Source organism: Micromonospora globispora (genome assembly GCF_003857015.1).
Taxonomy (GTDB): domain Bacteria; phylum Actinomycetota; class Actinomycetes; order Mycobacteriales; family Micromonosporaceae; genus Micromonospora; species Micromonospora globispora.
The window spans coordinates 1-13,203 of sequence record NZ_QGGF01000053.1 but is presented as its reverse complement, the minus strand read 5'-3'; the positions used below and the strand labels follow the sequence as shown (position 1 = coordinate 13,203).

Sequence of the window (13,203 nt, the reverse complement as noted above, 5' to 3'; positions counted from 1 at the left end):
TTCATGTCCCCTCCCCCTCTTCGTCCGTCCCGTTCCCGTCCCCCGGGGCCGACCGCGGACCCGTACCGGATCCCGGTGACCCCGTCCCCGGTTGGTGCATCGCCTTGACCCGGCGGCGGTACCGTTCGCGGTCGGTACGCCCCTGCCGGGCCGCCTCCGGGTCGAGCCGTTCCGCGGCCCGCAGCCGCACGGAGGCGGCCCGCGGATTGGCGGCCACCTCCTTGTCCCCGGGGAGCTCGGCACCCCGGCTGAGCAGCCGGAACGTCGGGCCCGACCCGGGCAGTTCGACCGGGAGGTCGACCGGGCCCTTGCTACGGACCCGGTCGGCGAGCGCCGCCTTGGTGAGCCGGTCCTCCAGCGAGTGGTAGGACAGGACCACCATGCGGCCGCCCACGGTGAGCTTGTCGAGAGCCGCCGGCAACGCCGCTTCCAGCGCTGCCAGCTCTCTGTTTACCTCGATCCTTAAAGCCTGAAACGTTCTCTTTGCCGGGTGTCCACCGGTTCGTCGGGCTGGTGCCGGAATGCTCTCCCGGACCAGCTCGGCCAGCCGTGCCGATGAGGTGATCCGGCCGCGCTCGCGCTCCCGGATGATCGCCGAGGCGATCCTCCCGGCGAACTTCTCCTCGCCGTACACCCGCAGCACCCGGGCCAGCTCCGGGTGGGAGTAGGTGTTGACCACCTCCTCGGCGGTCACCCCCCGGGTCTGATCCATCCGCATGTCCAGCGGTGCGTCCTGCGCGTACGCGAACCCGCGGTCGGGCGCGTCCAGTTGCAGCGACGACACCCCCAGGTCGAACAGCACTCCGTCGATCGCCGGGTACCCGAGCCGGTCCAGCACCTCGGGCAGCTCGTCGTAGACGGCGTGCTCGAGGTGGATCCGGTCGGCGAACCGGGCCAGCCGGGCCCGCGCGTGGGCGAGTGCCTCGGTGTCCCGGTCGAGGCCGATCAGCACCGTGTTCGGGTGCGCCTCCAGGACCGCCTCGGCGTGCCCACCCAGACCGAGCGTGGCGTCGACGTGGATCGTCCGTCCGTTTCGGCCCAGCGCGGGGGCCAGCAACTCGAGACACCGCTCGAGCAGCACCGGCACGTGCGTGCCGCGTAGCTCCCCCATCTCGACCCCCACTGGTTGAAACGTTCTCTCGTCCGTGTCGCGTCCTGTGTCGGACGACGCCTCGTCATACCGCCAGATCCCCATCCGCTCCCGCCCGCCGGAGCCGAGGCCCCTTCGGATCGTGCGCCTGGCGCCGGGGAAGGGGCGCCAGGAACTCGAAAGCGGCTGGAGATCTCGCAGTACGTCGGGCGTCGCCACGCCCTACAGTTCGCCGGGCAGCACCCCCTCCTCGATGTCGGCGAAGTCGTCTTCGCTCTCCGCGAGGTAGGCCTCCCAGGCCGCCCTGTCCCAGATCTCCACCCGGGTGCTCGCGCCGATCACGACCAGATCGCGGTCGAGGGCGGCGTACGCCCGCAGGTGCGCCGGGATGGTCACCCGACCCTGCTTGTCCGGGACCTCGTCGTGCGCGCCGGCGAAGAAGACCCGGCTGTAGGCCCGGGCCGCCTTGTGCGTCATCGGCTGCGCGCGCAACTGCTCCGCGATCCGCTGGAACTCGGGCATCGGGAAGACGTAGAGGCAGCGCTCCTGCCCTTTGGTGATCACGACACCCCCCGCCAGCTCATCCCGGAACTTCGCCGGAAGGATCAACCGGCCTTTGTCGTCCAGGCGCGGAGTGTGGGTGCCGAGGAACATCGGCCCAACCCCCTCGCCCTGAGCGGCGTTCGCGGCGCCGCTGACCCCCCGGGCCGGTGCGGCCCTCCCGGCCTCACCATCGCGCCCCACTCTACTCCACTTCCCTCCACCTGCAACCTAAAACGCCCGCGTGGCGCGCCGGTTGCGGAGGCAAAAGAGCACGTCAAACGGGGTGGAGCGGAGTGGAGGGCCGCAGCGCGTCGCACACCGCGTCCGCTACCCGACATTGATCGACTCCATCCGGCCGAGCGTCCGTTGGCCGTCCGCCGCCGCCGCACGGCCGAACGGATCGCGGTCTGCGGCGATCTGGCGGGGTGGCGGGTCCGGTAACCTCGCTCGCGTGACGGACGCGAAGATGCCCATGCGGGCTAAGGTGGCCAGCTCCGTGTCGCGGACCGCCGCGGCGCTGTCGCGGGCCGCGGGTCGTGGCGACGGCTCGGTGATCGGTGGCTGGATCGGCCTCAAGATCGATCCCGACCTGCTCGCACACCTGTCGGCGGGTCGCGCCATCGCCCTGGTGTCCGGCACGAACGGCAAGACCACCACCACCCGGCTCGCCGCCGCCGCCGTCGGCGTCCTCGGCCGGGTCGCCACCAACTCCTTCGGCGCCAACATGCCCACCGGCCACACCTCGGCCCTGGCGAAGGCCGGCAGCACCCCGTACGCGGTGCTCGAGGTCGACGAGCACTACCTCGCCCAGGTGCTGGAGGCCACCGAGCCGCACGTGGTGGCGCTGCTCAACCTCTCCCGCGACCAGCTCGACCGGGCCAAGGAAGTCGCCATGATGGCGCAGCTCTGGCGGGCCGCGCTGGTCCGGCACCCGGACGTGCGGGTGGTGGCCAACGCCGACGACCCGATGGTGGTCTGGGCGGCCACCCCGCCCGCCGACCCGGCCCAGGGGCACATCCCGCCGCACGTGACCTGGTTCAGCGCCGGCCAGCGCTGGCACGACGACTCCTGGGTCTGCCCTGAGTGCGGCTCCACGATCGAGCGCTCAGAGGACCAGTGGTGGTGCACCGGCTGCCCGCTGCGCCGCCCCGAGCCGCAGTGGACCGTCGAGGACGACGGCGTGCTCGACCCCACCGGAGCCTGGCACAAGGTGCAGCTCCAGCTCCCCGGCAAGATCAACATCGGCAACTCCGCGACCGCGCTGGCCGTCGCCGCCGAGTTCGGCGTACGTCCGGTGGACGCGGTCTCCCGGCTCGGCACGGTCACCTCGGTCGCCGGACGCTACGCCCAGGTCGACCGGGACGGGCGCAACGTCCGGCTGCTGCTGGCGAAGAATCCGGCCAGCTGGCTGGAGGCGTTCGACATGGCCGACGAGGCGCCGACACTGCTCTCCATCAACGCCCGCGACCCCGACGGGCTGGACACCTCCTGGCTCTTCGACGTCGACTTCGCCCCGCTGCGCGGTCGGCAGGTCCTGATCACCGGCGACCGGGCGTACGACCTGGCCGTCCGGCTGGACGTCAACGGCGTGCCGTTCCAGCACGTCCGGAGCTTCGACGAGGCGGTCCGGTCGGTGCCCCCGGGCCGCCTGGAGGTCATCGCCAACTACACCGCCTTCCAGGACATTCGAGCGGAGCTGGACCGTGTCAACTGAGAGCCTGCGCATCGTCTGGATCTACCCCGACCTGCTCTCCACCTACGGCGACCGGGGCAACATGCTGATCCTGGCCCGCCGGGCCCAGTTGCGCGGCATGCCGGTCGAGGTGCTGGAGGTCCGCTCCGACCAGCGGCTCCCCTCCACCGCCGATATCTACCTGATCGGCGGCGGCGAGGACGGCCCGCAGGCGCTGGGCGCCCAGCGGCTGCTCGCCGACGGCGGCCTGCACCGGGCGGTGGCGCAGGGCTCGGTGGTCTTCGGCGTCTGCGCCGGCTACCAGCTCCTCGGCACCTCGTTCTTCGCCAAGGGCACCAAGTGCACCGGGCTGGAACTGCTCGACCTCTCCTCCGACCGCGGTCCGACCCGCGCCGTCGGTGAGCTGGCCGGCGATGTCGACCCGCGGCTCGGCATCCCGCCGCTGACCGGCTTCGAGAACCACGGCGGCCGCACCCACCTCGGGCCGGGGGTGTCACCGCTGGCCCGGGTCACTGCCGGGGTCGGCAACGACGGTGCCACCGAGGGCGCCTGGCGGGGCAAGCTGCTCGGCACGTACTCGCACGGGCCGGCCCTGGCCCGCAACCCGGCCCTGGCCGACCTGCTGCTGCGCTGGGCCACCGGCATCCACCAGCTTTCCGCGCTGGACGACACCTGGGCCGAGCGGCTCCGCGCCGAGCGCCGCGCCGCGGTGGCCGCCGCCCGGGCGTGATTCCCGCCGTCCGGCGGCTGCTCCGGCAGTCGTCGGCACGCCGGTTCGCCCTGCTGCTGCTCCTGCTCGCCGGGTTCGCGCTGCTGCTGCTCCTGGCGCCCCGGCCGGACCTGGAACACCTCCCCCGGCTGGCCGACGCCCTCGACGGGTACGCCCCCGTCGCGGCCGTGGTCGGCGGGGCGCTGCTGCTGGTGGCGCTGGTCCCGCGGACCTTCGTCACGCTCGCCGCGGGGGCCATCTTCGGCCCGCTGGAGGGCGCCGCGTACGCCCTGGGGGCGGCGCTGCTCGCGGCGGCGATCGGCTTCACGGTCGGCCGGGTGCTGGGGCGCGACTTCGTGGCCGAGCGGGTGCGCGGCCGGCTGGCCCGGCTGGACGGCTGGTTCGCCCGGCAGAGCGTGCTCGGCGTGGTCACCGTGCGACTGCTGCCGATCGCCGGGTTCGGCCTGGTCAGCTACGGCTACGGCACCACCGGCGCCCGGGTGCTGCCGTTCCTGGTCGGCAGCGTGATCGCCGCCGCGCCCACCGCCTTCGGCTACGCCGCGATCGGCGCGGCGGTCAGCTCCCCCGGCCACGTCAACTGGTACGCCGCGGCGCCGGCCAGCTTCGGCCTGATCGCCAGCCTGGTGCTGATCCACCGCTGGTGGCGGGCCGAGCGGCACCGCCGGCTGGGGCCGAGCTGATGGTCCCGGTCGTCCCGGGACCGGATCCGGTCCCCCGCGCGGCCTGGGCCGACGCGGTCGCTCCCGCGCCCCGGCACGCCGGGCCGACCGGCGAGGAACTCCTGTCGGGCGGCTTCATCGCCGAGGTGGTCCGGGTAGGCGACACCGTCCGCCGCACTCCCCCGGCCAACGCCGACTTCGTGGCCGCGCTGCTGCGCCATCTCGAGCGGGTCGGCGCCGGCCTGGCACCCCGTTATCTGGGCACGGACGAGCGGGGCCGGCAGGTGCTGAGCCACCTCGACTGGCAGGAGTGGCTGCTCCACCACCGCACCGCGGTGGCGGACGGCCGGCACGCCTGATCCCGCGCCCGGCCGTGCCACGAGCCCGCCGACAGCGGCCGGACCCGTGCGCGGAGAACCCGATCGGCCGACAATGGCCGGCGTGTCGCGCCCCGGGAGGACCATGCCCGGGACTGGTCGTCGTGGAGCCAGCTGACAGCAAAGCGGGAGGCCGCGACCTCTCACGAGGTCGCGGCCTCCCATCCTGCGAAAGCCGGTCAGGCGACGACGGAGACCATCCGACCCTTGACCACGATGACCTTGCGGGGCTCCTTGCCGGCCAGCGAGGACGCGACCGCCTCCAGCGCCGCCGCGCGGACGTCCTCCTCGGACGCGTCGGCGGCGACCTCGATCCGGCCACGGACCTTGCCGTTGACCTGCACCGGGTAGGTGACCGTCTCGGCCACCAGCAGCGCCGGGTCGGCCTTCGGGAAGTCCGCGTACGCCAGCGAGGCGTCGTGACCCAGCCGGTGCCACAGCTCCTCGGCCACGTGCGGGGCGAACGGCGCCAGCATCAGCACCAGCGGCTCGGCCACCTCGCGCGGCGTGGCCGACAGCCGGGTCAGCCCGTTGGTCAGCTCGATCAGCTTGGCGATCGCGGTGTTGAACCGCATCGCCTCCATGTCGCCACGAACCCCGTCGATGACCTTGTGCAGCAGGTGGCGGGTCGGCTCGTCGGCCGGCCCGTCGGCGACCCGCGACCTGCCGGTGTACTCGTCGACCACCGCCCGCCAGACGCGCTGCAGGAAACGGTACGAGCCGACCACCGCCCGGGTGTCCCAGGGCCGGGACACCTCCAGCGGGCCCATCGACATCTCGTAGACCCGGAACGTGTCCGCACCGTACGCGGCGCACATCTCGTCCGGAGTGACCACGTTCCTCAGCGACTTGCCCATCTTGCCGTACTCGCGGTTGACCTGCGTGTCGCCCAGGTAGAAGCCGCCCTCGCGCTCCACCACCTGATCCGCCGGCACGTACGCGCCGCGGGCGTCGGTGTAGGCGTAGGCCTGGATGTAGCCCTGGTTGAACAGCTTGCGGAACGGCTCGAACGACGAGACGTGGCCCAGGTCGTACAGCACCTTGTGCCAGAACCGCGCGTACAGCAGGTGCAGCACCGCGTGCTCGGCGCCGCCGACGTACAGGTCGGTGCCGCCGCAGTCGCCCGCGCCGCGCGGCCCCATCCAGTACTGCTCGTTCTCCGGGTCGACGAACCGCTGCGAGTTCGTCGGGTCCAGGTACCGCAGCTCGTACCAGCAGGAGCCGGCCCACTGCGGCATCACGTTGGTCTCCCGGGTGTAGCGCTTCGGCCCGTCACCCAGGTCCAGCTCCACCTCCACCCAGTCGCGCCGCCGGGACAGCGGGGTCTCCGGGTTGCTCTGGGCGTCCTCCGGGTCGAACGTCTTCGGCGAGAAGTCGTCCACCTCGGGCAGCTCGACCGGCAGCATCGACTCGGGCAGCGCGATCGGCGTGCCGGTCTCGTCGTACACGATCGGGAACGGCTCGCCCCAGTAGCGCTGCCGGCTGAACAGCCAGTCCCGCAGCCGCCAGGTCACCGCGCCGGTGCCGGACCCGTTCGCCTCCAGCCACTCGATGATCCGGGCCTTGGCGTCGGCCACCCCCAGGCCGTTCAGGTCCAGGCCACGGTCGGGCGCGGCGCTGTTGATGGCCGGGCCGTCCCCGGTGTACGCCTTGCCGTCGAAGCCCTCCGACGGCTGCACGGTGCGCACGATGGGCAGCTCGAAGACCTCGGCGAAGTCCCAGTCCCGCTCGTCCTGCCCGGGCACCGCCATGATCGCCCCGGTGCCGTAGCCGGCCAGCACGTAGTCGGCGATGAAGATCGGGATGCGCCCGCCGGTCACCGGGTTGGTCGCGTACGCGCCGACGAAGACGCCCGTCTTCTCCCTGGTCTCGGCCTGCCGCTCCACGTCCGTCTTGGCCGCGGCGGCCTTTCGGTACGCCTCGACGGCCTCCCGGGGGCTGGCGTGCCCGCCGGTCCAGACGTCCTTCGTCCCCTCCGGCCAGGCGGCCGGCACCAGCGCGTCGACCAGCTCGTGCTCGGGCGCCAGCACCATGTAGGTGGCGCCGAAGATGGTGTCCGGTCGGGTGGTGAAGACTCTGACGCGGGCTTCGCCCGCGAAACCGGAATCAGTGGGCACGACCGGAAAATCGATGTGGGCGCCGCTGGATCGGCCGATCCAGTTGCGCTGCATCAGCTTGATCGGCTCCGGCCAGTCCAGGGTGTCCAGGTCGTCCAGCAGCCGGTCGCCGTACGCGGTGATCCGCATCATCCACTGCTTCAGGTTGCGCTTGAAGACCGGGAAGTTGCCCCGCTCGGAACGGCCGTCGGCGGTGACCTCCTCGTTGGCCAGCACGGTGCCCAGCCCCGGGCACCAGTTCACCGGCGCCTGCGAGACGTACGCCAGCCGGTGGTCGTCGACGATCTTCCGGCGATCGACCCCGGTCAGCTCGGCCCAGGGGCGGCCGTCCGGCGTCGGCCGGGTGCCCGCCTCGAACTCGGCGATCAGCTCGGCGATCGGGCGGGCCTTGCCCGCCTGCTGGTCGTACCAAGAGTTGAAGATCTGCAGGAAGATCCACTGGGTCCAGCGGTAGAAGTCGGTGTCGATGGTGGCCACCGACCGCCGCTCGTCGTGGGCCAGCCCCAGGCGGCGCAGCTGCGCTTTGTACCGCTCGATGTTCGCCTCGGTGGTGGTCCGCGGGTGGGTGCCGGTCTGCACCGCGTACTGCTCGGCGGGCAGGCCGAACGCGTCGAAGCCCATCGCGTGCAGCACGTTGCGCCCGGCCATCCGCTGGTAGCGGGCGAAGCAGTCGGTGCCGATGTAGCCCAGCGGGTGGCCGACATGCAGGCCCGCCCCGGAGGGGTACGGGAACATGTCCAGCACGTACAGCTTCTCCGCGCCCGCCCGCGGGTGGTCCGGGTCGGCCAGCGGACCGGTCGGGTTCGGGGCGTGGAAGGTGCCCTCCCGCTCCCAGGTGTCCTGCCAGCGGTGCTCGATCTCGTCGGCCAGGGCCGCGGTGTAGCGGAACGGGGGAATGTCGCTCGCCGGTGCGGCTGCCTCACTCATGGCGTCTCCTCGGCGCTTCATGTCGGATATGGGGAGTCTGCTGCGGGCACAAAAAAGCCCCTCGCGCAGGAGGGGCCGCCGTGCTGTCGCGCGTCAGCGCATCAGCACGGCTCGGTAAGAAGCAGGAAGACTCCGGCCATGTCCGGCAGTGTACCCCGCCGAACGCCCGGCCCACGCGCCCACCACCACAGGTCGGGACGCCGAGGCCCCGGCCGGCGCCGTTCGGGAGCTCCGGCGCAGCGTCCGGCGTCGATGTCCCGGCATCGGACAACCGGCGCGGAAGTCACCCGTCGGGCGAATATTCGGGCGTAACCGACCGACTGGCTGCGGGGGTCGGCGAAGGCGACAAACATGGTTAGCCTGAGAGGCTAGAGAGATTTTTGCGGCAGACGAGGCTCGGCGTCGCGAACCCAACGGCGGGTCCAGGTGCTCTATACAGAGCTGCCGTCCAGGCGACGAGGAGGAGGCCCGTGACACAACAGACCTGGGACGAGGTGGGCGGTCTGCTGCCGCACGACGAGTTCCGCGCCGCCAGCGAGGCCATCGTGGCCAACATCGAGCAGGTCATCGAGGGCAAGACGGCCACCGTCCGGCTCGCCCTGGCCGTCCTGCTCGCCGAGGGCCACCTGCTCATCGAGGACGTGCCCGGCGTCGGCAAGACCAAACTTGCCAAGGCCCTGGCCCGCTCGATCGACTGCTCGGTGCGCCGCATCCAGTTCACCCCGGACCTGCTGCCCAGCGACGTCACCGGGGTCAGCGTCTACAACCAGGAGACGCACGACTTCGAGTTCCGCCCCGGGGCGGTCTTCGCCAACCTGGTGGTCGGCGACGAGATCAACCGGGCCTCGCCGAAGACCCAGTCCGCGCTGCTGGAGTGCATGGAGGAGCGGCAGGTCACCGTCGACGGGGTCACCTACCAGCTGCAGACCCCGTTCATGGTGATCGCGACGCAGAACCCGATCGAGATGGAGGGGACGTACCCGCTCCCGGAGGCGCAGCGCGACCGGTTCACCGCCCGGATCGCGATGGGGTACCCGGACGCCGGCGCCGAGCTGGCGATGCTGGACGGGCACGGGGCCACCGACCCGCTGAACGAGCTGCGCCCGGTCTCCGACGCGGCCATCGTCCGCCAGCTCATCGCCACCGTCCGGCAGGTGCACGTCGCCGACGCCGTCAAGCAGTATGCGATCGACCTGGTCACCGCCACCCGGGAGGCGCCGGACCTGCGCCTGGGCGCCTCCCCGCGGGCCACCCTCCAGCTGCTGCGCACCGCCCGCGCCGTGGCCGCCCTGGAGGGGCGCGACTATGTGCTCCCCGACGACCTGCAGGCGCTCGCGGTGCCGGTGCTGGCGCACCGGATCATCCCGACCGCCGACGCGCAGCTCGCCCGGCGCACCACCGACGCGATCGTGTCGGAGCTGGTACACCGGCTGCCGGTGCCGCACGACCGCAAGCGCTCCCCGTACGACACCCGGCCCGCCCCGAACAACGGGCGTGGGCCGTACGAACCGCGGAGGCCGTGAGGTGCGCGACGGGCTGCGTGGACTGACCACCCGCGGCCGCTCGTTCCTGGCAGCCGCGATCGCCGCGGCGGTCTCCGCCGCCATCCTCGGCGAGAAGGACCTGCTGCGGGTGGCCGTCCTGCTCGCCATCCTGCCGCTGCTCGCGGCGGCGTACGTCGGGCGCAGCCGGTACAAGCTGGCCTGCAACCGCTCGCTGGAGCCGCACCGGGTGCCGGTCGGGGCGAGCTCGCGGGTGGTGCTGCGGCTGCAGAACCTGTCCCGGCTGCCCACCGGCACCCTGCTGCTGGAGGACCGGCTGCCGTACGCGCTGGGCAGCCGGCCCCGGGTGGTGCTGGAACGGCTCGGCGCGCACCAGGCCAGCTCGGTGGCGTACACCGTCCGGGCCGACGTGCGCGGCCGGTACGAGGTGGGTCCGCTGGTGGTCCGGCTGACCGACCCGTTCGGACTCTGCGAGCTCAGCCGCGCCTTCCCCAGCACCGACCATCTCATTGTCATCCCGCAGGTCACGCCGCTGCCCACGGTCCGGCTGCCCGGCGAGTACGCCGGCAGCGGCGACAGCCGGGCCCGGTCGGTCGCGGTGCACGGCGAGGACGACGCGGCCACCCGGGAGTACCGGAGGGGCGACGACCTGCGGCGGGTGCACTGGAAGTCGACCGCGCGCACCGGTGAGCTGATGGTGCGCCGGGAGGAGCAGCCCTGGGAGAGCCGGGCCACGGTGGTGCTGGACACCCGGGCCTTCGGCCATCGGGGCGACGGCCCGACGGCGAGCTTCGAGTGGGCGGTCTCCGCCGCCGCGAGCATCGCCGTGCATCTGCGTCAGGCCGGCTACAAGCTGCGCCTGGTCACCGGCTCCGGGGCGGACGTAAACGCCACCGAGGCGGGCGGCGACGGTCTGCTCCTCGACCACCTCGCCGAGGTCCGGTTGGACAAGCGGGGCGAGATCACCACGCTGGTGCAGCGGGTTCGGCAGCGGGCCGACGGCGGGCTGATCATCGCCCTGTTCGGCACGCTGAGCACGGCCGAGGCCGAACTGCTCGCCGGCCTGCGGGGCAACGGCGCCACCTGCGTCGGCTTCCTGCTGGACAGCTCCACCTGGCTCAACCTCCCGCCGAGGGCCCGCGCCGAGGCGGAACACGCGCACGGCACCGCGGCGCTCGCCCTGCTGCAGAGCGGCTGGCGGATGATCGGGGTGGAGCACGGCAGCCGCCTGCCGGTGCTGTGGCCGCAGGCGGCCCGCGGCTCGCAGGGCTTCGCGCTGCGCGCGGCGCTCGCCGAGACGGTGGCCGGAGGCGTGCGATGACCGGAAGGGTGAACCCGTGACCGCGCACCGGAACCTCGGCTTCGTCGCCGCCGCGGCGACGCTGCTCTCCGCGGCGCCGCTGTCGGCGATCTTCCAACGCTGGACGTGGCTTATCCAGGCCGCCATCGTGGTGGCCGTGGTGGCCGGCGCCGCCGCGCTGGCCCGGCTGGTCCGGGCGCCCCTGTGGGGGCAGATCCTCGGCATGCTCGCCGGTCTCCTGCTCGCCCTGACCTGGGTCTTCCCGGGCGGCACCGAGCTGCTCGCGTTCCTGCCCACCCCGGGCACCTTCGCCCACTTCGGCGAACTGCTCACCGACTCGGTGCAGGACATGCGGTCGTACGGGGTGAAGGTGCCGGACGTCGACTCGCTGCTCTTCCTCACCGTGCTCGGCGTGGGCGGGGTCGCGGTGCTGGTCGACGTGCTCACCGTGGGGCTGCGCCGGCCGGCGCTGGCCGGCCTGCCCATGCTGGCGATCTACTCGGTGCCGGTGGCGGTCTACGTGGACAGCGTCCCGGCCACGCCGTTCGTGGTGGGGGCCTGCGGGTACCTGTGGCTGCTGGTCACCGACAACGTCGACCGGGTACGCCGGTTCGGCCGCCGGTTCACCGGCGAGGGCCGGGACGTCGACATCTGGGAGGCGTCCCCGCTGGCCGCGGCGGGCCGGCGGCTGGCCGTGGTCGGCGTGGCGCTGGCGGTGGTGCTGCCGCTGGCGGTTCCGGGGATGACCGGCGGCCTGATGGACGCGATGGGCTCCGGCACGGGCACCGGCAACGGACGTCCGGGGCAGGGCGGTAGCCCCGGGCGGATCGACCTGTTCGCCGCGCTCAGCGGCCAGCTCAACCAGTCCGAGGTGGCCGAGCTGGTGAAGGTCTCCACCAACGAGCCCGCCCCGTTCTACCTGCGCTTCGGGGTGGCGGACGAGCTACGGTCGGACGGCTTCCGGGTCCGGGTGCCGACCGGCCGGGCGGTGAACCGGAACCTGCCCGATCCGACGGACCGCGACGGCCGCGGGGTCGAGCGGCAGCGCTACCGGGCCACCGTCGAGGTGACGAAGAACCTCAACATGCCCCTGCTGCCGGTCTACTCGGAGCCGGTGAAGACCGAGGACCTGAACGGCGCCTGGCTCTACGACCCGAACCTCCAGATCGTCTTCTCCAACCGGGACAACTCCCGGGGCAAGCGGTACTCGTTCGACTACGTCCGCTCGACGTACAGCCCGGCGGCGCTGCGCGCGGCGCCGTCCCTGCCGGCCGATGACCCGGTGCTGCGCCAGCAGACCGTCACCCCGCCAGTACCCCAGGTCAACCGGCTGGTCGATCGGCTCGTTCACGGCAAGCAGAACGACTACGACAAGGTCCGGGCGATCTACGACTACTTCTCGGTGGAGAACGGGTTCACCTACTCGCTCGCCACCAAGGGGGGCACCAGCGGGGAGGACATCACCGACTTCCTCGCCACCAAGGTCGGCTTCTGCCAGCAGTACGCGGCCGCGATGGCGTGGCTGGTCCGGGCCGCCGGCATCCCGGCGCGGGTGGCGTTCGGCTTCACCAACGGCAGCAACTCCAGCAACGGCACGTACGTGCTGACCAACCGGAACCTGCACGCCTGGACCGAGGTCTACTTCGGCAACATCGGCTGGGTCCCGTTCGACGCCACCCCGGCGGCGAGCGTCCAGGGTTCGATCCGGTCGGCGTGGGCGCCGGACACGGATGCTCCGGAGGAGGACCCGACGTCGCCCGGCAGCACCGCCGCGCCGGGTGGGGTGGACGCCTCCGCGGGGCCGGACCGGCCGGACAAGGAGGACCGGGAGACCGACGCGGGCCTCGCCGTCGACGGTGCGGACCCGACGCGGCAGGCCCCGGTGTGGCCATGGTGGACGGCCGGCGTCCTGGCCCTGCTGGCGCTGCTCACCGTGCCGGCGCTGCGCCGGTTGGCGCTGCGCCGTCGCCGGATCAGCCGGACCCTCGTCCCGAAGGCCACCACGTTGGATGCCGTGCCGGGCGCCCCCGGCGGGGTGCGTGCGGTGGTGGTGGGCGTGGACGCCGACCGGGCCCGGGCGGACGCGCACGCGGCGTGGGACGAACTGCTGGACACGTTGGTCGACTTCGGGGTGCGCGTGGACCGCACGGAGACGCCCCGGGCGACCGCCGACCGGCTGGTCCGGGACGCCCTCGGCGAGCAGGCCGACGCGGCCACGGCGGTCCGGCTGCTCGGTCGGGCCGAGGGCGTCCCGGACCAGCCGGT

The 13,203-nt window shown here is 72.8% G+C and carries 11 protein-coding genes; 7 read left to right on the top strand and 4 right to left on the bottom strand.

Going from position 1 to position 13,203, the window contains the following annotated elements; translation table 11 throughout:
* Window position 1: 1 nt before the first annotated feature.
* The 3 genes from rsmH to DKL51_RS34640 form a co-directional block, all read right to left on the bottom strand.
* Complete coding sequence (gene rsmH, locus DKL51_RS01600; protein WP_109946434.1) at window positions 2-1,111, bottom strand: 16S rRNA (cytosine(1402)-N(4))-methyltransferase RsmH; 1,110 nt, start codon at window positions 1,109-1,111, stop codon at window positions 2-4.
* 201 nt (window positions 1,112-1,312) lie between these two features.
* Entirely contained in the window at window positions 1,313-1,744 is a 432-nt protein-coding gene (mraZ, locus tag DKL51_RS01595; RefSeq protein ID WP_109946433.1) for a division/cell wall cluster transcriptional repressor MraZ, read from the bottom strand.
* Between the two features lie 216 nt (window positions 1,745-1,960).
* Window positions 1,961-2,107, bottom strand: coding sequence for a hypothetical protein (locus tag DKL51_RS34640; protein ID WP_165823205.1), 147 nt, complete (start codon window positions 2,105-2,107; stop codon window positions 1,961-1,963).
* Here DKL51_RS34640 and DKL51_RS01590 point away from each other — a divergent pair.
* From DKL51_RS01590 to DKL51_RS01575, 4 genes are read left to right on the top strand one after another with little or no spacing between them, the layout of a single operon-like run.
* Complete coding sequence (locus DKL51_RS01590) at window positions 2,100-3,347, top strand: Mur ligase family protein (protein ID WP_109946432.1); 1,248 nt, start codon at window positions 2,100-2,102, stop codon at window positions 3,345-3,347. The two genes, DKL51_RS34640 and DKL51_RS01590, sit on opposite strands and share 8 nt — an antisense overlap.
* Window positions 3,337-4,056, top strand: a complete 720-nt coding sequence (locus tag DKL51_RS01585; protein ID WP_109946431.1) for a type 1 glutamine amidotransferase — start codon at window positions 3,337-3,339, stop codon at window positions 4,054-4,056. Before DKL51_RS01590 ends, DKL51_RS01585 begins: the two co-directional genes overlap by 11 nt.
* Window positions 4,053-4,736 carry a TVP38/TMEM64 family protein gene (locus tag DKL51_RS01580; protein WP_243422568.1) on the top strand — a complete coding sequence of 228 codons (684 nt, stop codon included), beginning with the start codon at window positions 4,053-4,055 and terminating at the stop codon, window positions 4,734-4,736. Before DKL51_RS01585 ends, DKL51_RS01580 begins: the two co-directional genes overlap by 4 nt.
* Window positions 4,736-5,074, top strand: coding sequence for a hypothetical protein (locus DKL51_RS01575; protein WP_123827076.1), 339 nt, complete (start codon window positions 4,736-4,738; stop codon window positions 5,072-5,074). The genes DKL51_RS01580 and DKL51_RS01575 overlap by 1 nt, the downstream gene beginning before the upstream one ends.
* A 197-nt stretch (window positions 5,075-5,271) precedes the next feature.
* On the opposite strand, the gene leuS is transcribed toward DKL51_RS01575, so the two are convergent.
* Window positions 5,272-8,136, bottom strand: a complete 2,865-nt coding sequence (gene leuS, locus DKL51_RS01570) for a leucine--tRNA ligase (RefSeq protein WP_124811646.1) — start codon at window positions 8,134-8,136, stop codon at window positions 5,272-5,274.
* A gap of 470 nt (window positions 8,137-8,606) precedes the next feature.
* Between leuS and DKL51_RS01565 the strand changes: the two genes are divergently transcribed.
* From DKL51_RS01565 to DKL51_RS01555, 3 genes are all read left to right on the top strand, one after another.
* Window positions 8,607-9,659 carry an AAA family ATPase gene (locus DKL51_RS01565; RefSeq protein WP_109946427.1) on the top strand — a complete coding sequence of 351 codons (1,053 nt, stop codon included), beginning with the start codon at window positions 8,607-8,609 and terminating at the stop codon, window positions 9,657-9,659.
* Between the two features lies 1 nt (window position 9,660).
* On the top strand, window positions 9,661-10,959 hold the full coding sequence (locus DKL51_RS01560) for a DUF58 domain-containing protein (protein ID WP_109946426.1): 1,299 nt from the start codon (window positions 9,661-9,663) through the stop codon (window positions 10,957-10,959).
* A 16-nt stretch (window positions 10,960-10,975) separates the two neighbouring features.
* Window positions 10,976-13,203 (top strand): transglutaminase TgpA family protein (locus DKL51_RS01555; protein ID WP_124811645.1); only part of this gene is annotated, 2,228 nt, incomplete at its 3' end.